The sequence below is a fragment of the Calothrix rhizosoleniae SC01 genome, from assembly GCF_900185595.1.
In the GTDB taxonomy this organism is placed as follows: Bacteria; Cyanobacteriota; Cyanobacteriia; order Cyanobacteriales; family Nostocaceae; genus Calothrix_A; species Calothrix_A rhizosoleniae.
This window is the reverse complement of sequence record NZ_FYBH01000158.1, coordinates 1-22,158: the sequence shown is the minus strand read 5'-3', so window position 1 is coordinate 22,158 and position 22,158 is coordinate 1. Positions and strand designations below refer to the sequence as shown.

The 22,158-nt window shown below is 40.7% G+C and carries 15 protein-coding genes; 5 read left to right on the top strand and 10 right to left on the bottom strand.

The genetic code is table 11. The features are described 5' to 3' along the window. Positions 1 to 52 precede the first annotated feature (52 nt). Both CALSC_RS09375 and petH read right to left on the bottom strand, forming a co-directional pair. A complete protein-coding gene (locus CALSC_RS09375; protein ID WP_088241090.1) occupies positions 53 to 1,339 on the bottom strand; it encodes a homoserine dehydrogenase in 1,287 nt (428 codons plus the stop codon). Between the two features lie 105 nt (positions 1,340 to 1,444). After that, positions 1,445 to 2,707 (bottom strand): ferredoxin--NADP reductase, encoded by a 1,263-nt coding sequence (gene petH, locus CALSC_RS09370; protein ID WP_088241089.1) that lies wholly within the window; start codon positions 2,705 to 2,707, stop codon positions 1,445 to 1,447. A 1,284-nt stretch (positions 2,708 to 3,991) separates the two neighbouring features. Between petH and CALSC_RS09365 the strand changes: the two genes are divergently transcribed. Beyond that, on the top strand, positions 3,992 to 4,999 hold the full coding sequence (locus tag CALSC_RS09365) for a phosphoribulokinase (RefSeq protein WP_088241121.1): 1,008 nt from the start codon (positions 3,992 to 3,994) through the stop codon (positions 4,997 to 4,999). A 159-nt stretch (positions 5,000 to 5,158) separates the two neighbouring features. Here CALSC_RS09365 and CALSC_RS26380 read toward each other — a convergent pair whose 3' ends face one another. Then, positions 5,159 to 5,329: a hypothetical protein gene (locus CALSC_RS26380; RefSeq protein ID WP_159460591.1), complete on the bottom strand. Its 171-nt coding sequence runs from the start codon at positions 5,327 to 5,329 to the stop codon at positions 5,159 to 5,161. 188 nt (positions 5,330 to 5,517) lie between these two features. Between CALSC_RS26380 and metK the strand changes: the two genes are divergently transcribed. Beyond that, on the top strand, positions 5,518 to 6,780 hold the full coding sequence (gene metK / locus CALSC_RS09360) for a methionine adenosyltransferase (protein ID WP_088241120.1): 1,263 nt from the start codon (positions 5,518 to 5,520) through the stop codon (positions 6,778 to 6,780). A gap of 406 nt (positions 6,781 to 7,186) precedes the next feature. Beyond that, positions 7,187 to 8,911 (top strand): sensor histidine kinase, encoded by a 1,725-nt coding sequence (locus tag CALSC_RS09355; protein WP_088241088.1) that lies wholly within the window; start codon positions 7,187 to 7,189, stop codon positions 8,909 to 8,911. Positions 8,912 to 9,058: 147 nt separating this feature from the next. On the opposite strand, the gene CALSC_RS09350 is transcribed toward CALSC_RS09355, so the two are convergent. The 3 genes from CALSC_RS09350 to rimO form a co-directional block, all read right to left on the bottom strand. Continuing rightward, the gene (locus CALSC_RS09350) at positions 9,059 to 9,853 is read right to left on the bottom strand and encodes an inositol monophosphatase family protein (RefSeq protein WP_088241087.1); all 795 of its coding nucleotides are present in this window, start codon (positions 9,851 to 9,853) and stop codon (positions 9,059 to 9,061) included. A gap of 321 nt (positions 9,854 to 10,174) precedes the next feature. After that, positions 10,175 to 11,668 carry a DEAD/DEAH box helicase gene (locus CALSC_RS09345; RefSeq protein WP_088241086.1) on the bottom strand — a complete coding sequence of 498 codons (1,494 nt, stop codon included), beginning with the start codon at positions 11,666 to 11,668 and terminating at the stop codon, positions 10,175 to 10,177. 86 nt (positions 11,669 to 11,754) lie between these two features. Then, positions 11,755 to 13,074 (bottom strand): 30S ribosomal protein S12 methylthiotransferase RimO, encoded by a 1,320-nt coding sequence (gene rimO, locus CALSC_RS09340; RefSeq protein ID WP_088241085.1) that lies wholly within the window; start codon positions 13,072 to 13,074, stop codon positions 11,755 to 11,757. Between the two features lie 843 nt (positions 13,075 to 13,917). On the opposite strand from rimO, the gene btpA reads away from it, so the two are divergent. Further along, complete coding sequence (gene btpA, locus CALSC_RS09335; RefSeq protein ID WP_088241084.1) at positions 13,918 to 14,766, top strand: photosystem I biogenesis protein BtpA; 849 nt, start codon at positions 13,918 to 13,920, stop codon at positions 14,764 to 14,766. 451 nt (positions 14,767 to 15,217) lie between these two features. Next, complete coding sequence (locus tag CALSC_RS09325) at positions 15,218 to 16,186, top strand: vitamin K epoxide reductase family protein (protein WP_088241083.1); 969 nt, start codon at positions 15,218 to 15,220, stop codon at positions 16,184 to 16,186. Positions 16,187 to 16,333: 147 nt separating this feature from the next. On the opposite strand, the gene nadB is transcribed toward CALSC_RS09325, so the two are convergent. The 4 genes from nadB to CALSC_RS09305 all read right to left on the bottom strand — a co-directional run. Further along, positions 16,334 to 18,073, bottom strand: a complete 1,740-nt coding sequence (nadB, locus tag CALSC_RS09320) for an L-aspartate oxidase (RefSeq protein ID WP_407641902.1) — start codon at positions 18,071 to 18,073, stop codon at positions 16,334 to 16,336. Between the two features lie 465 nt (positions 18,074 to 18,538). Further along, positions 18,539 to 18,979, bottom strand: coding sequence for a photosystem II complex extrinsic protein PsbU (gene psbU / locus CALSC_RS09315; RefSeq protein WP_088241082.1), 441 nt, complete (start codon positions 18,977 to 18,979; stop codon positions 18,539 to 18,541). A 498-nt stretch (positions 18,980 to 19,477) separates the two neighbouring features. After that, the gene (locus CALSC_RS09310; RefSeq protein ID WP_235006740.1) at positions 19,478 to 20,170 is read right to left on the bottom strand and encodes a DUF3120 domain-containing protein; all 693 of its coding nucleotides are present in this window, start codon (positions 20,168 to 20,170) and stop codon (positions 19,478 to 19,480) included. Positions 20,171 to 21,585: 1,415 nt separating this feature from the next. Further along, on the bottom strand, positions 21,586 to 22,158 hold a 573-nt coding region (locus CALSC_RS09305; RefSeq protein ID WP_088241080.1), incomplete at its 5' end, for a class I SAM-dependent methyltransferase.

Here is a 22,158-nt window from a genome sequence, read left to right as displayed (position 1 = left end):
TTTTATACCATAGCCTTAATAAAGTTATTTATTAATTAACTTAGTACTTCACCTAAAGTACTCTTAATAAACTGGGAATACTGTGTACTGCATCCAAACTACGTATTTCCGCCAATGCTTGGTTAAAATCTCCTTGACGTACATCGTGAGTCACAACCACAATCTCTGCTAGCTCTCCCTGAAACCCTGTTTGGACTACAGATTCTAAACTTACCCCGTATTGACCAAAATAAGTACCTAATTTGCCAATTACACCTGGTTGATCTCTAGTCAGGAAACGGGTGTAAAATCTGGTCACAAGTTCTTCTATGGGTGCTATTTGACTATAGCTATGATGCCTACATGTCAACAGAGGATTAGTATTTTCGGTACTAATTTTGAGTTCTGCGACCAAGTTGAGAATATCTGAGGATACAGCACTAGCAGTTGCTCCCGCACCAGCACCAGGCCCAAAAAACATTACTTGTCCAATAGGTTCCCCTTCCACTAAGATGGCATTATAAACGCCGTTAATGCTAGCTAAAGGATGGGTATGGGCAACTAGGGTCGGATGCACTCTCACAGATAATGGTGCAGATGAATTATCCTGTTTGGCGATCGCTAATAATTTAATCACAAAGCCCAATTTTTCAGCATAGGCAATATCTGTCTTGCTAACTTGGCGAATCCCCTCACAATAAACATCTTCCAGTTTAATGCGTCCATCAAAGGCTAAGGAAGCAAGAATAGCAATCTTATCGGCAGCATCCAAACCATCTACATCAGCAGTGGGATCAGCTTCTGCATAACCCAAACGTTGGGCATCGGCTAAAACATCATCGAAGTTCCCCCCTTCAGCCTGCATCCGTGTCAATATGTAGTTTGTTGTACCATTTACAATACCAGTTACCGTATGAATACGGTTAACACTCAAAGATTGCTTTAAAGGACTAATTACTGGAATTCCCCCAGCAACCGCAGCTTCCAACATTACATATACCCCTGCTTGGTTGGCAGCAGTGAAAATCTCATCCCCAAATCGGGAAATTACTGCTTTATTTGCCGTCACCACATGTTTTCCACATTGGATAGCTTGGAGAATTAACGATCGCGCAGGCTCCAATCCCCCAATTAATTCCACGACAATATCTACCTGGGGGTCGGTGACAATAGATTCTAAATCAGTTGTGAATAAATTATCCGCTAATTTTACCTGCCTGGGTTTATCTAGCGATCGAACTCCCACCCGATAAATTTCTATTTCTGCCAATAGTGGATGTCGCCCAGTATGATCTAATAATAACTGCACTGTACCCGTACCAACAGTACCTAGACCTAAGATTCCCAACTTAATAGCCATCAATCAAACTCCAAAGTTCATCAACAACAATTGTAGGGTGAGCAATGCCCACCCTACTAGGATTAGATTAGTCTTTTTTTTTACTAAGTCTAACTAAATTTAGTCTTAGTATGTTTCCACATGCCAACGATGAGCTTTCTTGAGTTGCTTCTGATAATCACTCCAGTTCACACCTTCTTTAGCAGCCGCAGCACTTAAAGCTTCATCAATGCCACCTTCCATTCCTCGCAAACCACAGATATAAGTGTGGGTTTTTTCATCCTTAATTAATTGCCACAATTCATCTGCGTGTTCTGCCACCCTATCTTGAATATACATTCTGCCACCTTGAGGATTCTTTTGTTCCCGGCTAATGGCACAGGTGAGGCGGAAGTTATCAGGATACTTTTGTTCAATTTCTTCCAACTCTTCCTTATACAAGATATTGGGAGTAGTAGGCACACCAAAAATTAACCACGCAAACCCATTAAACTGATACTCTGGATTGACAGCTCGTTCTGCATCTTTAAACATCCGCCATAAATAAGTCCGCATGGGTGCAATACCAGTCCCCGTAGCCATCATAATTATCTTAGCTTCGGGATCGTCGGGTAGTAACATCTCTTTACCCACAGGACCAGTAATTTTAACATCTGACCCTGGTTCTAGATTACACAAGTAAGTGGAGCAAACTCCATATACTGTTTCACCAGTTTCTGGATGCTTATACTCTAATTGGCGCACGCATAAAGATACTGTCTTATCGTCAATATCATCACCATGACGGGTGGAACCAATGGAGTAGAGTCTAAGTTTCTCTGGCTTACCATTCTTATCTACTCCTGGTGGAATAATACCAATACTCTGTCCCTCTAAGTACCGTAAATCCCCACTGGATATGTCAAATTTAATATGTTGAACAATACCAATTCCATTTTCACCGACTAACGGCTCGTTAGAAATACATTTACCTATATAGGGTTTGTTAGGACGGTAAATGTTGACAGGAACATTAGGTTTAGCACCTTTCTTCGGTTGTGCTTGAGTCATGGTCTTGCCTTTGTTGTCCTTACTCATGGTACTGACAGGTGTAGCATTACCATCGCCTTGATTGTTTGCAGTCACAGCAGATGTAGTTGTACCATTAGCTGACTGTAGAGAACTCATTGGCTGGATGCTAACAATTGTGCCACCCAGACGAGTAATACGTCGCATTTCTTGCTTCATGCGGTTATAAGGCACTCTGATGAATACACTGCCACTTTTACGAATAGGGTAGTTGATTTGAGCAGTTTCTTCGCTCTGACGCAGACCCACCACTTCGTAGACGAAGACACGGCTACCTGATTCTGTATTGGCAGCACCCTCAACGGCACCTTGATTGTACATTCCTTCTACCACTCCAAATTTACTTAACCTAATTCAAAAAATCCTTACCAAATATAAGCTTCAGTTTACCGAATTTCAGTCACACAAAGCCAATGCTATTTGACAATAAGGCATTTTTTTTACCAATACGCTTGCTCAGTACACTCGCCAAAGATGTACAGGCATAGCAATACATACACCTGTTCACCTATTAAGTTACAGGATTAGCTTTCCCGAGAATGTTAATAGTGAGTCAATTTAATTTTTTATGCAATTTTATCGCCAGTAGAGTGAACTTGAAATCACCCCACAGACTAGTTGCCTGAGAACAGCAAGTCTTAATAATACATCAACGAATGATTGTCTTTACCTACATTCATTACTCTTTTGGGAGCCATAGCTAGCTATTCCTGTAGGACATCGTGATGGATTCTCAAGATTGGGATAGTGTTAGCAACCTTGTATACTCTCTTCATAGATTAATCCATGACTAGATATAGATTTAATTATCAATATCAAGGGAGAGTTAATATTAGCAACTACAATTAAGTGTTACTTGATGTGAAACATATGTCAACCTCTCCATAGGCTTTATTTAAGACCTAAATTTATCAACTTAACTGCAGGTTAGTTTTGACAATTTCAATTGCTGAGGCTAAGAGTTATTTATTTTGTTTGAGTTAAATTGTCCCTATATTGCTGATTAGGATTTAATATTTGTGTTTTGTTGTAGCCTGTGCATTGAACTCAAATAAATGAGTGGAGTTAAGATTGCTGATTCTCTGGGAATAATTCAGTCGATGGGACATCATTGCATATTGAGCCGGATTCTTATTAGTCTCAAATTAAACAGCATCAATTTCTATACTACACCTTTTTTGAGATTAGTATAGAGACTAAATTAATCACCAAGTCAGCTCTACATCACACATCATTTGACAGAAAATATTTGGCGGTCGTAAATATACATTTTTATTCCTATTCAAACACAAGTCTGAATTGTTTGATTTATGGCTTGTATAGAAGAACCCCTTCTGTTAGAATCCAATATATCATTAGGATTAAATACTTAGCGGTAACAGATAGTAATGACAAGTAAAAAATACTACTAAATACTTGCTCGTTATTATTTTTAATTGCTGGTGCTGGATAAGGGATAATGCAGGATAAACCAATGGGGTCAACCCCTGGCTGCAAAACTGCTGTTTGAAAAAATATTGATTGACGAGGAACCCCATACCAATGATAGGGGTAAGGGAAAGCAATATTCGTGAATCATCTTTTAGTATTTTAAGAGGGGATATTATGACAAATACGCCAGATAGGGTTGTACTAATAGGAGTAGCCGGGGACTCAGGTTGCGGAAAATCTACATTTTTACGTCGCCTCATAGATTTATTTGGCGAAGAGCTAATGACAGTTATCTGTTTAGATGATTATCATTCTTTGGATCGCAAACAACGTAAAGAAACAAAAATTACTGCACTGGACCCCAGAGCTAACAATTTTGACTTGATGTATGAGCAAATCAAAACGCTCAAAAGTGGTCAAGCAATTGATAAACCAATTTATAACCATGAAACAGGTGAAATTGATCCGCCAGAAAGGGTAGAGCCAAATCATATTATTGTGGTTGAAGGGTTGCATCCTCTCTATGATGAGCGGGTACGAGAATTGATAGACTTCAGCGTTTATCTGGATATCAGCGATGAAGTCAAGATCGCCTGGAAAATTCAACGGGATATGACAGAAAGGGGTCACCGTTATGAAGATGTTCTGGCAGCAATTAATGCTCGCAAACCTGATTTTCAGAATTATATAGAACCACAAAGAGAGTTTGCGGATGTGGTAATCCAAGTATTACCTACCAACTTAATTAAAGATGATAAAGAACGCAAAGTCCTGCGGGTGCGGATGCTACAACGGGAAGATAAAGAAGGATTTGAGCCAGTTTACCTCTTTGATGAAGGATCAACAATTCAGTGGACTCCTTGTGGACGCAAACTGACTTGTTCTTACCCTGGTATGCAAATGTACTATGGCTCCGATGTTTACTACGGTCGTTACGTATCCGTATTAGAGGTTGATGGTCAGTTTGACAACCTTGATGAGGTAATTTACATCGAAACCCATCTCAGCAATACTTCTACCACATATCAAGGTGAGATGACCCATTTATTACTACAGCACCGCGAGTACCCCGGTTCTAACAATGGAACTGGTCTATTCCAAGTGTTAACAGGGTTAAAGATGCGTTCTACATATGAGCAGCTAACATCCCAAAAAAACCAGCTAGCGATGCAAGAAGCATAAGCAAGACAATCTTTAATTGTCAATTACAATAGGGTTACTTGATTATAAGTAGCCCTATTTTCATAAATATCCTTGATTCTCAAAAAATATGCTCTAGAAAGTCAGCAATTTTGATCAAGAAAAAAATAGTCACCGTTATACCATTGTGGGTTTGAGATTTTATACTTCTTTGTCAGCCCTGAGTCGAATAATTTTGAGGACAGTGTGGTCTTGGGGAGCCAGTGTTGCGGATGGTAAGTCATTGCGGTGGAAGGGTTTCCCGGCATAAAGCAAGTAGCGCAACCCGTAGGGGTTTCCCACCACAGATGAGTGGCGTTGATTTCCCTCCATGAACAGCTGTCTGGGATTGTGAAAAAGTTACTATATCAGCTTTTCTTTCTTTCCATCTGTCCCAATCATTTTTCAAATTGGTATTAGTAGTAAAAATATTGGTATGATTTAATCCCATATATGTAAGATTGCCAATCTAGATGTCAAAATCTAGGCAATTGAATATTTCTTTTGAGGAGGAATTAAATTTGTCTAATCGCTATCTATTTACCTCCGAGTCAGTGACCGAAGGACATCCAGACAAAGTCTGTGACCAAATTTCCGATACCATTATCGATACAATTTTGGCGCAGGATCCCCATAGCCGTGTGGCAGCAGAAGTTGTGGTCAATACAGGGCTAGTACTGATAACTGGTGAAATTAGCACTAAAGCCAATGTTAATTATATTAATATTGCTCGCCAGAAAATCGCTGAAATTGGCTATGTAGATGCTGATAATGGCTTCTCTGCCAATAGTGCTAGCATTCTTGTTGCTCTAGACGAACAATCTCCTGATATTGCCCAAGGGGTAGACAGCGCCCAAGAAACCCGCCAAGAATCGAGCGATGAGATGTTCGACAAGATTGGTGCTGGTGACCAAGGTCTTATGTTTGGTTTTGCCTGTAACGAAACTCCAGAGATGATGCCTTTGCCCATTAGTCTTGCCCATCGTATTGCTCGCCGATTAGCAGCAGTTCGCAAGACTGGTGAATTAAGCTACCTCCGTCCCGATGGTAAAACCCAGGTTTCTGTGGCTTATGAAGACGGAAAACCTGTTGGTATTGATACCATCTTAATTTCTACCCAACATGCTCCCAGCATTGGGGATATTACCGATGATGCAGGGATACTGGCAAAAATTAAGGAAGATCTCTGGTCTAAGGTAGTTGAACCAGTGTTTGGTGATTTGGAACTTAAACCAGATTCCCAGACACGCTACTTTGTTAACCCAACTGGCAAGTTTGTAGTTGGTGGACCCCAAGGTGATGCTGGTTTAACTGGTAGGAAAATCATTGTTGATACCTACGGTGGCTATTCTCGTCATGGTGGTGGTGCTTTCTCCGGTAAGGACCCCACAAAAGTAGACCGTTCTGCTGCTTATGCTTGCCGTTATGTCGCTAAGAATATTGTGGCAGCAGGTTTGGCACAAAAGTGTGAAGTTCAACTCAGTTACGCCATTGGTGTTGCTAAACCAGTGAGCATTCTTGTGGAAACTTTTGGCACTAGCACAGTGGACGAACAAGTCTTACTAGAGTTAGTTCAAGAAAATTTTGAACTGCGTCCTGCTGGAATTATCCATACCTTTAACTTATGCAATCTACCCAGTGAACGAGGCGGACGTTTTTATCAGGACGTCGCGGCTTACGGTCATTTTGGGCGGAATGATTTAGATTTGCCTTGGGAACGTACTGACAAGGCAGAATTGTTGAAGGCAGCCGCTAGTCAAAAACAACCCACTGCGATCGCTTAGTAACAACCCAAGTAGTGATTATCGGCAGAATCTTTATTACTATCCATCATTAGTAATTAATGTGGGTAGTAATGGGGTTTACTTAATTTAAATTAACTGTATACCTCCAGACACCAGAATATGAATGCAGATGGCTAATTCTGGTAGTCCTTGGAGGTTTTCGCTATTATTGGATTTGAGCAATCTGTAAAATATCCGTAAAATTCCGTTCCTAAGGTGTAATTAGTGGTATTAAATTTGTAGTATGTTAATTTAACGATCAGTAATGGAATTAAATTCATTTTTGAGCAATAATTTGCTTCAGTTATAAAAAAAAGATTATGAATTGGCGAATTAGTAGTCAATCTTCTTTAATAGTTCGCTGAAGATGTGGTAACTTTTGCGGAAGGGCAAGGAGATTTGAGGGATGCGAACTCGAAAGCCAACCGCTGTTGACAATAATTTGGAAAATCAAGATATGTCAGCCGAGCAGCTCTTGACGGACGAGCTTCCGACTATAGAATTTCCATCTAGTAGGAAACTAAAAGCCAGTTCTTGGCGTATCCATCAAAAAATAGGTTATGGTTACTTTTTAGCAATTGGGATTGGATTTTTTGGTTCTTTAACTGGGTTCGTAAGTGCCAATTTCTATCGAGGGCGAGAAACTAGGGAATTTTACCGTGCCCAAACACAAACCCAACTCCTAACTAACTACCAAAATGCAGTAGCTGGGGCGCAATTACAGAGCGCGAATTTAGCTGCTGCTTTGAGTGATCCAGCCCGACTAACTGATAAAAAAAAGAAGTTCTTCCAATATATTCGCAAAGCGAAAGAACTACAGCCTAGTATAGCTAGCTTTGTTAACCGTTATCCTCGGGATTTAGCTGCCACCCAAGAAACTTTAAGAGCTTTATTAGAAGAATATGAGCAAAATTTAGAAAACTACTTTCTGCAAGTTCAGTCCATATTGGAAGAGGTTGAGCAAAAACCGCAGCAGTCTCAGCAATTATCACAACAACAGGAAAAACTGTTGGCAATCATGGGTGGCAATATCGCCATACAATTAGAATTGTCGTCGTCAAAGTTAGACAAAATCTTACAAAGTGCTGAATCGCGGAAACTAAAACGGGCTAAGGAATTAGAAGAAGCCAAATTAGTTGAGAGATTAATTTCTCTTTTGAGCATGTTGCTCTCTGTAATGATCGCCGCAGTAGTTGCTTGGCGAACTTCACGAGCGATCGCTGAGCCTGTGATTACAGTCACTCAAATAGCTGAACAAGTCGCCAAGAAATCTAATTTCGATTTGCGAGCCCCTGTAACTACGGATGATGAAATTGGTTTATTAGCCAAATCCCTGAATCGTCTGATTGAAAGAGTATCCCAACGTACCAAGCAACTGCAACAAGCCAAGGAAGAAGCAGAAGCCGCTAGTAAGACCAAAAGTCAATTTTTAGCCATTGTCAGCCACGAACTACGTACCCCACTAAATGCTGTGATCGGCTTAAGTCAATTGTTACAAGATGATGCTGCTGATTTAGGTTTATCTGGAGATTTTGTCACTGATTTAGCAACAATTAATACAGCAGGTAAACATTTATTGGAATTGATCAACGATATTCTCGACTTGTCCAAAATTGAAGCCGGGAAGATGACTCTATATCCAGAGACATTTGATGTCAAAACTTTGATTAATAATCTAGTTTTAACGGTTAAATCGGCGATGGATCAAAATGGTAACTGCTTAGAGTTTAATTGTGATCCGCAAATAGGAACTATGTACGCTGATCAAACACGGATGCGGCAAATACTGTTAAACTTACTGAGCAATGCTGCTAAATTTACAACTTGTGGCAAAGTAAGTTTGCATATCAAGCTGGAAAATGGGAATGTATCGAGAAATGAGTCACAGACAATGATTCGTTTTACTGTCAGCGATACGGGCATTGGCATGTCCGAACAACAACAGCAACGATTATTTCAACCTTTTACCCAAGGAGATGCTTCCACAACTAAAAAGTATGGTGGTACGGGATTAGGTTTAGCCATTAGTCGTTACTTTTGTCAACTAATGGGGGGAGATATTGTAGTTCAAAGCGAAGTGGGATTGGGTTCTACTTTTACTGTTTCTTTACCACTGAAGGTTAAAGAATAGGTAATACCATTTTGGATTTTAGATTTTAGATTTTAGATTGTGAAAGAGTCACTACATAAGTTTTTCAAATCCAATCTCCATTTGTCGCAATCATTTTTCAAATTGGTATAACTGTTTAATTTTTCTAGTTCTGCATCCCTGTACTTTCTATGACAAAAAAGGAGTAAATACAGACAATAATTCCTTGCGACTAACTATAAGGGAAGGAAAAGAGCGATCGCTATAATCAATTTCTAATAATAGTGGAAAGGGTTCAGAACCAAGGGATACCCACACACCTCCAGCAGCTTGGACTATTACCCAAGCAGCAGCAATATCCCAGACCTTTGGTGTTGCTTCTAAACAACCCAATACAGCGCCATCGGCAACGGTGAGGAAATTGTAGCTAGCAACACCCAACATACGAATTTTGCAGGGGAAGTTAGTTTGCATTACCCTTGTACTACGGGAACAAAGGTTAAAAAAATGATGGCTGCTGGGAGCATCGTTACTAGTATGTATGGGATGATGGTTACGGAAGGCTCCTATGGGGGTTGTTAAGCCAGATTTACCTGGCCAAAAGCCATGAAAGGCTTCATCTAGGGTTGGTAAATAGACATAACCAAAAATAGGTACGCCTCTATACAGTAAACCTAGAGATATTGACCAAATAGGAATACCCCTTGTAAAGTTAGTTGTCCCGTCTAAAGGATCGATTACCCAACACCATTCTGTACCAGGAAAGACTTGTTCTCCTTCTTCTGTGAGGATACCGTAACCAGGAAAACTAGCAGCGATAGCATCTCGAATTTCCCTATCTGCCCATTGATCTGCACGGGTTACTAAACTACCATCAGCTTTGTGTGTAGCTTGTACTTGTCCAAAATCTTGCATTAATTGTTTTCCCACCCTAACACTAGTAGTTTGGGAAAATTCCAGCACTGTTGTCCAAAAATCTTGCATACAATAATTTTCTGATTTACACGATTTTTGAGTAAGTTAAGATCGGTTTTTGGACACTGTTTTATATCAAATTCGGGAGATTACTTATGGTTCGGATCATGGTGCAAACATCTTAAAACTCTTTCTCCCCCTGCACCCTTCGGGTTACGCCACTTGCTACAACGCGCTTAACCCGTGCAACGCAGTGACTTACTTGCCCCTTGCAGTCTTAACCATAAGTCTTTAACCGAACATGATATTAAACCCCAGTGTACAAGTCTGGTTAACCAAAATAAATCCAGATTATCCAGACTAGGACACATGATTTAAGCAACTAATTACTTAGCTATTGGCATTGCTAGAATCCAAGTTTTGGCTGGGAGATATAGATGCTTCACGACGGGATATCCTTGGCTTTGGCTTTGGAGCAGATGATCTTCTTTCCTCATCAGAAGAACGTTTACGATCACCAGATTGACGACGACCACTCCGTAATTGAGGCTTACTCATCTGCTCTTCTGGAATTTCCTCGGCTTGTAACCAAGCTGGACGAGTTTGATCGTAAGCCATTTGTAAAGCTGCTGCTGCGATCGCATGGGCATCATATTGCTCACTCAATTCGCTAACAATGGGTAAAAAGGATGCCAGTCTTTCCCCAGTCAGAGTGTCGCGGACTTGAGTTTGTAATTTTTCTAGTTGTCGTGCTTCAATTCGTGCCCTAGTAGGAATACTTAATACCTGCCAACTTTGACGTACGTGACGCTCAAAGGACTGTTGTTTACGCCGTTCAAAGGGTTGTACCAAAGAAATAGCCGTACCTTCATTCCCAGCTCTACCAGTACGACCAATTCGGTGTACGTAGGTTTCTGGGCTATCAGGTAGGTCAAAATTAATTACATGGGATAGTTCGCTCACATCTAATCCTCGTGCAGCGATATCTGTAGCTACTACCCAGCGTACTTGGCGATTGCGGAATCTCTTTAACAGCCGTTCTCTAGCTTGTTGGGATAGGTCACCGTGGTATTCATCTACACTATGTCCAGCAATTTGTAATTGATTGGTAAGTTCAGCTGCTGTACGACGAGTACGGACAAAGATAATCGCGGTTTCTGGATCTTCCATTTCCAGAATTGGTTGTAATGCTCTGGCTTTTGTCCAGTGACGAGGAATTAGGTATGCTAGCTGATTAATTTTGTTGGGTGCAGCTTTAGGTTGTTGTACGGTAACAGTAACTGGTGATCTTAAAAAATTGTTCACCAATTGTCGAATTGAAGGGGGCATAGTTGCTGAGAATAAAGCTGTCTGTCTCTCTTTAGGTGCTTTAGACAGAATTTTCTCCACATCGTCGATGAAGCCCATACTTAACATTTCGTCGGCTTCATCTAAAACGAACCACTTCACAGCATCCAGTTTCAAATAACCCCGATCTAGTAGGTCAATTACCCTTCCTGGGGTACCCACAACTATATGCACTCCCCGCTTGAGTTGCATAATTTGCCGGTCAATTGATTGACCACCATAAGTTGCTAAAACCCGTATTCCTTGTTTGCCAACGAAATTGGATATGGCAGTATGGACTTGCATTGCCAATTCCCTTGTTGGAGCCAAAATCAAGGATTGTACAGCTTTGTGCTTTACATCTAACTGTTCTAAAATTGGTAGGGAGAATGCTGCTGTTTTACCAGTACCTGTTTGTGATTGCCCAACTACATCACGTCCATTGAGTAAATGGGGAATTGCTTGCTGTTGGATATTGGTTGGCTCAGTAAAGCCTAATTTTTCTAATTGTTGAGTACGTTCTTGGGAAAGGCCTAATTCTTGGAACGAAAGATTCATTAAGTCTCCTAATGTATTGGTTTAATTTTTGATCTAGGTTTAGTTAGCTGTTAAAAATAATGGTGAAATGGTTAACAACCAACAATTTAGTTCTGGACTACCTGACCATAGAGGTCATAAGTATCGGCATTCTCGATCAATACTGGCACGATGGTTCCCAATCTGACTTCACCTTGGACATATACCTGCCCGTCAACTTCTGGGGCGAACCTGCCGGAACGACCAATTAACTCTCCTGTGTGGGGATTTTCTTGTTCTATCAGTACATCTACCACCTTGCCTACTTCTTGGAGATTTTTTCGCAGAGAAATCGGCTGTTGTACTGTCATTAAGGCATCTCGCCGTTCATCCATTACTTCTTGAGACAGTTGGTGAGGCAAATCGTAGGCTGCTGTACCTACCTCTGGGGAAAAAGTAAACACACCAACATGATCGAATTGGTGATGCTGGACAAATTGCAATAAATGCTGAAAATGTTCTTCTGTTTCTCCGGGAAAGCCAACAATAAATGTTGTTCTTAAAACGGCTTCTGGTAATGTTGATTTTATTTGCTCAATCACTGAGTTATTGACTCGCCCTTGCCAGGGACGATTCATTGCCCGCAGTACTTCCGGATGGGAATGTTGTAAAGGCAAATCTAAATAAGGAAGAACGTTGGCAGTTTCTTTGATGGCATTCAGTACATCTGTTGTTAATCCTGTGGGATAAGCATAATGGATGCGAATCCAAGGCACATTTACCTTACCCAGCGCCCGCAGTAATTCTGCTAACTTGGGTTTGCCATAGATGTCTAAGCCGTAATTGGTAGTAATCTGGGAAATCAAGACAATTTCCTCTACCCCTTGAGCGGCTAACTCTTCTGCTTCACTAACAATCGATTCAATTGTCCGCGATCGCTGTTTGCCTCGCAAATGGGGAATGATACAAAAGGCACAACTATAGTCACATCCTTCTGCTACCCTCAGATAAGCAACTCCTTCTGTTGTTGTTCGATAGCGGGGAATGTTTTCATCAGCTATATATGTTGGCACATCGCTGATCTGTTTGACTCTTTCTCCTTGTTCTACTCGTTCAATAACATTGACTATTTTCTGATAATCCCCAGTACCGACTACTGCCACTGCTTCTGGCAATTCATCTAACAGTTGCTCCTGAAAGTGTTGTGCCATACAACCGGTAATGACAATTTTTTTATCTGCTTCCGCCAGTTCCACTAAAGTCCTGACAGATTCTTCCCTTGCGCCTTCAATAAAGCTACAAGTATTAACAATTACATAATCTGCTAAATTTTCATTGTTATCTACGCCATAACCTGCTTCTACCAGCAGACCTAGCATATGTTCTGTATCAATGCGATTTTTTTCACAACCTAGGTGAGCAATGGCAATGTTTGGCTTTTCACCCATATCTAAAGAACTAATTTTCCGCTTTTCCTCATTGTTATTATTTTCAGCTATTGCTGAATTTCCAGAATTTTGGTATCACTCCAGACCGATTAACTTCAATATTCTCCTCTACCATTTTCACTCCCTAGGAAGTGTTGACCCCATTCAATAATAGAAGCCGTGTTATGATATTTTTACTAATATCCTTGTCAGAGGAAAATCAAAGTGTCTTTGGGTAAATCAGGCACTTAATATTTTTTCAACTTCGCGCTTTGGCACTTTATATTACCCCAGCGTCCGCGTTTTTAATCTACCCTGTGGTCAGCAGCCCTTGGTCAGACATTTGCGACAACATTAGCCAAAAGATTTAGGTAGGATAATCGACTACCGATAATTTTTCGGTTGTTTTCCAAATGCCAGTGGCTTGTGTAGAGAAGTTCTAACCCTCAGGAAAAACGCGCTGGCGCAACGCCTGAAAGGCGGTAATAAAACCTTCTCGCTTTGACTTGACCTGGGACAGAGTCTCAGGTTTAGACAAGTTTCTCAATTAAAAGTAATGAGTTAAGGAAGGTATTTCCTGAACATTACTTTTTGTGAGTAGCAAACTCCTCTTAATAGCCAGGTTTTATCTTAACATATCTTATGGGAGCTTTGAAGTTAAATTCCATCCCAAGGGGGAGGTCATCAAGCGACCAATACCAAACTTGTTTAATAGAAAGAAAGAACAGATAGTACAGGAAAGGGACATTAGCAATGCTCAAAAGGTTCCAGGACAAAGATGAGAGCCTCAATCACAGTGTTAACTAATCCAAATTCCTGATACAAATTAAAAGTTGTGGATTCTTCCCTCATAAGTTAAAAGACGTGGACTTATATCAAGTATTTAAAACCAGAATGCCAATTATTGGAGTGGTCCACTTACTACCACTTCCCACCTCACCTCGTTGGGGAGGTAATCTCAAAGCAGTTATTGATCGGGCAGAGCAAGAAGCTACAGCCTTAGCCAGTGGAGGGGTAGATGGAATTATTGTCGAAAATTTTTTTGATGCACCATTTACGAAAAACCAAGTAGATCCGGCAGTTGTGAGTGCCATGACTGTGATTATCCAGAGGATACAAAACTTAATCACAATACCTATTGGTCTGAATGTCTTGCGGAATGATGCTCAAAGTGCTTTAGCGATCGCTAGTTGTGTACAGGCACAATTTATCCGCGTGAATGTGTTTAACGGTATCATGGCAACGGATCAGGGACTAATTGAAGGGGAGGCACATCAATTACTACGCTATCGCCGAGAACTAGGTAGTGATGTCAAAATCATGGCTGATGTCCTAGTGAAGCACGCAAGACCACTAGGGATAATTAATTTGACTAATGCAGTGCAAGATACCATTGAACGTGGTCTGGCAGATGCGGTAATTTTATCTGGTTGGGCAACAGGTAGTCCTCCCAGCCAGGAAGATTTGGAATTAGCTTCTAGTGCAGCAAAAGGCACACCAGTATTTATTGGTAGTGGAGCCAGTTGGGCAAATATTGCTAAACTTATGCAAGCGGCAGATGGTGTAATTGTTTCTAGCTCTTTGAAACGTCACGGTCGCCGAGAGCTACCCATTGATCCGAATCGTGTTAATCAATTTGTAGAAGCAGCACGCCAAAGTTGGAATTCCCCAGAGGATAGTAAATCTATTTCTCCATTGAAGCTACATTTTTAACTACGGAATGGTGAATGGGTAATGGGTAGTAGGTAGTAGGTGATGGTTACTGGAAGTGTAACGAGAGGGTGAAAGCCCCACCAGAAAAAGAAACACAGTTGGGTGTTTCGTGCTTCAGACAGGGGATGAAACCCGATGATTGGAAATCTTCTGGTCGTAGAGTAAAGCGTGGTTTATGACCTACTGCAATGAATTGGTACATTAATGCAGATTGTAACGGTGCAGCCAATATTATCCGTAAAGTAAGCACAACACTTGGACTTGAGTGGAGTGTGTAGGGGTGCTTTGACTCACCCCACCCGGATTTATATCTGGGTGACAGCTAATCAGAAGCGAAGTGACGGGGTTTTAACCCATCGTGCAGCATCTTTTTAGAATCCCCTCGCCTTCAGGCAGGGGAGCAGTCAATAATTAATAAATATTTAATTACCTTTTCTCCCATAGCAATTTTATGATTCGCCGTCGTTCTACTCCTTGGATTCACAAATGGTCACGGTTCATTATCGCCGCTATTGCCACCTGTGGTGCATTAACAACAGCCTACATCACCTTTGAAAAGTTAACTGGAGGTCAGGCAGCTTGCGTGGTTGACGCTAGTGGTAAAGGCTGTAATGATGTACTTTCTAGCCCTTGGGCAACCGTATTTGGTCAGCCACTAGCTTTGTTTGGCTTCTTGGCATATGTGGGAATGGCAATATTTGCCTTGGCACCTCTAGCATTTCAGCCAGAAAAAAATAAAGAACAGCGGCAAAAAATTGAAAATTTAACTTGGTTGCTCCTACTAGCAGGTGCGATCGCTATGACTGTCTTTAGTGGATACTTGATGTATCTACTAGCATTTAAAATTCAAGCATTTTGTCCTTATTGTATTGCTTCTGCTTCATTTTCCCTAGCTATGTTGGTACTTACCATCATTGGTCGTACTTGGGAAGATATTGGGCAAATTTTCTTTACTGCCATTGTAGTGGGAATGGTGACCCTAATTGGCACCCTAGGGGTGTATAACCATATCAACAACCCCAATGCTGGGCAACCTGCTACTCCTGTTCCCACAGGACGACCAACACAGGGAATAGGTTGGGAAGTTGCTACCACTTCTGGGAAAGCAGAAATAGAGCTGGCTAGGCATTTGAAAAAAATTGGGGCGAAAAAATATGCCGCTTGGTGGTGTCCCCATTGCCATGAACAAAAGCAATTATTTGGCAAAGCAGCTGCAACAGAACTAAATATTATTGAATGCGATCCTAAGGGGAAAAATGCTGCTCCTGATTTATGTAAAGCAGCCAAGATTCAAGGTTTCCCCACTTGGGAAATTAATGGTAAACAGTACCCCAACGTACAACCCCTCAAAAGACTCGCCGAAGTTTCTGGATATAAAGGACCCAGTGACTTTAAGAATTTCCCTGATTATTTTAAGTAATCAGGAATAGGCAGGAGCAGAGGAGTGTGGGAAGAGGGAAAGAGGGAAAGAGGGAAGGAGGGTAATTTAGACTCATCTTCCCATCACTCCCTCACTCCATCACTCCATCACTCCATCACTCCATCACTCCATCACTCCATCACTCCATCACTTTCCCTCTGCTGATTCTGAACACTTGTCGATTTTCGCAGATTTCCACCAATTGTTCCCCAGTACTAAGGTATGAACTTGCCAGGAAATATCGGTGTGAGGATAATCTGTACGGTAGTGTCCTCCACGACTTTCAGTTCTAAATAAAGCACTGTTAATAATCAAATAAGCGATATCTAGTAAGTTACGAGTTTCAGCCCACAACTGTAATTTACTTACCATATCTGGTGCAGCCAACTTAATCGTTTCTTGAGGTTTGAGAGCGAACAAAAATTGACTTAAAGGTAAATTATTAAACTCCTGCTGCCAAGATTTAATCGTAGAAATGGCAGCTGTTAATCCTGATTCCAGGCGAGAAATCCCAGCACTTTGCCAAACCAGGCATGGTAAATTTTGCCGTAGTTCTTGTAGCTTTTGCTGTTGAGTTTGCCATTGATGTTCAGATAAGTCTAATTCCCTGACAATTGGTATGCATACATCCGATGGTGGTAAATTTGCCAACTTGAGCCTAGTCATTTGTGCCCCAAACACAATACATTCTAGGAGAGAATTACTAGCAAGGCGGTTGGCTCCATGTACTCCTGTGCTGGCTGCTTCTCCCACAGCATATAAACCAGGGATATTGGTGTGGTTACTTACATCTGTGGCAATACCTCCCATCCAGTAGTGAGCTGCTGGAGCTACGGGAATGGGTTCACAGAAGACATCAATGCCCCAGTGCTGACAAACTTGAATAATATTAGGAAAACGGTGACGAATTTTATCAGGGGAGATGGGACGCATATCCAACCATACATTGTCAGTGGCGGGGTGACTGGATGTATGTTGTAAATGACTGAAAATAGCTCGACTGACCACATCTCTAGGAGCCAGTTCCCCATCTTTATGGTAATCAAAGGCAAAACGTCGCCCTGTGTTATCAATTAAATGTGCCCCTTCACCACGTACAGCTTCACTAATTAAGAAACGATCAGCACCAGGTTTTGTCAAAGCTGTGGGATGGAACTGGACAAATTCTAAGTCCCGGAGTTGGGCTCCTGCTCGCCATGCTAGGGCAACTCCATCACCCGTACTGACGGCGGGATTGGTGGTTTGGGCAAATACCTGTCCCCCTCCCCCTGTAGCTAAGATAACTGCACCAGACTTAATCCAGCAAATCTGATTTTGATAAAATAGACTAATCCCTTGACAGTGTTGGGTTTGTGGTTCCAGCCATAGGTCTAAAGCCAAAGCTTTTTGAATTACCTGAATGTTATGGCGTTTTAATACTTGGGTAGTGAGGGTGGTAGTTACTTCCCTCCCTGTAGTATCAGCCGCATGGAGAACCCGGTGACGGGAGTGAGCAGCTTCTAGGGTTAATGCTAAATTACCTTGGTGACGGTCAAAAGCAACTCCCAAGTCTACTAAAGATTGAATGCAGCTAGGAGCATTTTGGGCAATAAATTCAACAGCAGTGCGATCGCATAAACCCGCTCCTGCTTTGAGGGTATCTTCAACATGTAGACTGGGGGAATCTTCCGGGGCTACTGCTGCTGCAATACCTCCCTGTGCCCAATCGCTAGCAGATAAAGAAACGGTTTCTTTAGTAATCAAGCCAACTCGCAGGTGAGGGGGTATACACAAAGCTGTATATAAACCAGCTGCACCAGCGCCGACGACAAGAACATCAAATTGTTGGGGAATATCTGTTTGAGGCAAGGTAGTGGATGACAGAAAAAGAATTGATGGAGTTATCATTCATCCTACTGTGCAACCTGCATTCCTTGAACAATGATTTGGAAATCAGGGAGTAGGGAGTAGGGAGCAGGGAGTAGGGAGCAGGGAGCAAGGAGCAGGGGGCAGGGAGCAGGGAGCAGGGAGCAGGGGGGAAAGAAGATTCTACTTAGGGTCTGCTGAATAACTGAAAAATATTTATTTATCAATGCTTTGAGGCTATTTTATTGGGGGAAGGGCGTGCAAGGAAATTAGGATTTTAGATTTAAAATCCTTGCATCTGTTATTTTTTCTGGCAAAAAGAATAGAAATAAAGAGGCTGGAACTACTCCCTACTCCCTACCTCCACCAAAAGACTTTTTCAGCAAGCCCTACTTAGATAATTGATGGTGAAAATTATTTTTCATTTGGAGTGCCTTCATTGATAAAATATCCCACTCCTGAAACTAGGAGAGGGATAAAATTGGGTCAAATTAACTACTAAAGCATTTATCTATAAATACCAGGATTAATGCGGTCGTCTCCTTCATTAAAGAGAGATTCTGGTGGATTTACCGTAAAGTTATCTAAATTACCTTGAAGGATTTTTTGTTGGCGTTCGCTCAATCCTGGAATATTCAAGACATCCTCTACTTGATTGTAGGGAGCATTCTTGATAATTGTAGCTGCCAAAGTTGGATAAAGTCCTCGGTAACTCTGAAACGCTCGCACATTAGTGTTATTCAAATCAATTTTGTCACCATATACATCTGCTAATTTCGCATCAGCCCGATTTCGCCTTTTTACTCCACCTTCAACCGCCAAAATAGAGACTGATGGTAAAGCCAAACTTTGTAAGTTGGCAGCTTGAGCTATTGGGGGTGTGGCAAACCATCCACAAAAACCAACTAACAAACTAAATACTGTTAATAAACGCGCTAAATGCTTCACTATTTTCTACCTCTTTCCATCAAGCTAAAATGCCAGCTTTCCGCTAGGAGCATTAGGTCATAGTTACTAAAAATTTAGTCAAAGATGAATATGACTTTTTTTCACACTATCGGTAGGGAGTTGTAGAAATTATCGATTACACAAACCAAAGGTATATTATTCCTTCATTGCTTACCAAATATGGTTCACAGGAGGTAAATCGGATTATTAAAAAAACTCCAATAGCTATATCCCTGGTTTATATTAATTTTTGTTACTTCTACATCTTTTACCTTCAACCTTATGCTTATAGCCGATTGCTGAATAAACACACAGCAGTCATCAGAAACTAATATACAGCTTCATGAACTACCCCAGTTGGGTTTTCATTTTGCAGTTGGGAATTTCCACAAGGATTATCACTATTGACAGTTATTTATTATTACTATGCTTGCCAGCAATTTTATTTAAAAATATGAAAAATGAGGGTTTAAGGGTGATAAACAGACAGCAAAAAAATTAAGCTACAACCGCAGCTAACAAAAAGAGGCTATCTACCAATATAGTACTCAGAACTGCTCCACTAAAAGCATACCAATGCAGCTTACCGGTACTTAAAGGCAATATACCTACAATCAACAACAATAAGCCAAGTAACAAAGCCGATATTTCACCCCCAGGCGTTTGTACTTTTAACAGTGCTTGGTGCAAAATTGGCCCAATGTTTTCTGGCTCTACTCTCATAATTTGTCGCCAATAAGGCATCAAATCCACTGTATAAAAATATATATCTGTAACAACTGTACCCAGTAAAGAACCTAAATAAAACCAGTTACCTATCTGACCCCAATTCTTGGTCAACAAAAACCACAATACAAATGGTAAACCAATAGATTCTACTGGTAAATGCCATAGGGGTTCCCAACGCAACCAACCCCAATAAATACCACCAGCCAACCAACTCCAGCTAAATCCATACAGTATATTTCCCCAGATGTATGTTGTGGGATATGACATTAATGAGAAGCTTAACCATACCCAAAGGGCTGTTAATCCCAAACTCAGCCAAGGTAGCGATCGCACCAATGGCGCTTCGATAAACACTGGCACAGATACCAGGAAAACTGCTGCTGCAAATACTAACCAAGTTTGTTGAGCTACTATTTGAGCTATTAGTTTACTCCACCACGAGAACTCCGCTTTTTGTTGCAGTTCGAGGGGTTGGACTGAGGATTTACTAGGAGCGTAGGCTGACAAGGTGTTATTAATCAAAATTTTTAAGATTTGTTACTTAACTTAACTTAAGATATCATACTGAAAAATCCCCCCCAGGGGCATTTTGATTATACAAGAATTTTGTCTGACCCGGAAACTTAAATAATGTAAATGTAAGGTTGGATAAAGAGGGCTAGTAACTATTATCTAATTTATACCCATAAGTTAACAAATATACTCATTTTGTCCAGATATAGGGGTTTACTTTAATACATATTTACGGTGATGAAGGTAGGACGACATTGTTGTTCTTTACCCCAATTCAATTTTTAATAATTAATAATTCTGCCATTGGCAACACTTATAAATAGTAGCTTGATGATATGGTTAAATTTGGAGAACAGATAGATTGATCGGGATTAAAACGCCGCAATTAATTTATCATCGGCTGTCAGTTAGACAGTTTCAGCTTGTGGATGGGAAGTAGCCGACTACCCCAGTCGAAGCAAGAAGTAAACACCAAAATGACATATGTATATATTTGTCTAGTTATAGGTAGTTTTGGGTAATTTTTATGTAACGGAAGCACAACCAACTATTGTACGGTGATTAACAATAGAAACTAGTTCAAAAAAAGGCAGGGGACTTTCAAGGGTAGGGTTTTCATAATCTCGGAAATAATTGAGAAAATTCTCAATTGTCTAACGTGGTTTGGTCATTTCAGCGTTTAAGCATCGGCTGAAACGGAGAAAAAATTACCAAATACAAAATCCCTACCCATAAAAGAGGGGAGCAGGGGGATATTCAGATGGGGATTTAATACCATTTCTCTAAATCCTGGCTACAGATAATTTAATTCTCCCCCTGCTCCCTTCCCTCCTGCTGTGCATGTGTAGTTTTATTTTGGAGAATTGGTATAACCCCACCTGAACGAAAGCGACTTACAGAAATCGGGGGTTGTGATCCTTGTTCAACAGCCTATTTTTCTGTTGAAAAATCTTTATAGAATTTAGCGCAAAACCCATCGGCTTTACCCTAGCGTAACCGTGGGAGTGTCAATGTCTTGCCTTAGCAGAAGTATTAAAAATCTACCCTTAGTGAGGAGAAGAAAAGGGTTGACTTTTGTGTCACTCCGTGGAATTGCTTCTGGGTGGAATAAAAAATGCTATTTATACCGACTAGTGATTCAATTTTGGATTTTGGATTGTGTGCGGCTCTTTTCGAGAGATATTTTTTATTTTGGGATGATGTTGTCAAAACGACCACTAATATTTCCTGGGAGCATCCACTTTTGGAAGAAACATAATTATTGGCGATAGAAACCCAATCGCATCGTTGGTCTAAAAAATATATATCCGCCAAAAGTGAATACTACCTATCTAATTCGATAAACTACAAATCCTATGCAATGATTACTTCTTCCGATAAATATGAAATTTTTGACTGTCATGGATACCAACGAAAGCAAACCCGGCTTGTTCAAGAATTTCTTCTTTTTTTCCTTGCTTGGTAAAATTCAATTTAAGCTTCTGTTGAGCCAATATATTACCGTCTTTCTTAAAGAAATAACTTTTCTCAATGGATTTAGTCTCATCATTCTCCATTAAATTTACTATCTCTTGAGAATAGACAATTCCCGAAGGAAGATTTTGTTCATAATTTTTATGTTCTCCCTGAATGCTCAGCAGTAGTAATCCATCTTGACGTATATGTTTGGCAACATTAATTAATCCTTTGATATCCTGATCAATATCTTTTAAATGGGTTCCAAGATCGGTGCGATTATCTCCTTGAATTATTACCCAAACTCCTCCACTAGAAACAGCGATATCAAAAGTATCTTTGAGATCCATATCAACAACATCAGCTTCTAATAATGTTCCCCATTCTCCCAGTCTTTCTCTAGCAATATCAAGCATTGGTGCCGTAAAGTCTACTCCTGTAAATTCACATTCAGGGGCAAGTGGTAGTAATTTTTCAGCGAA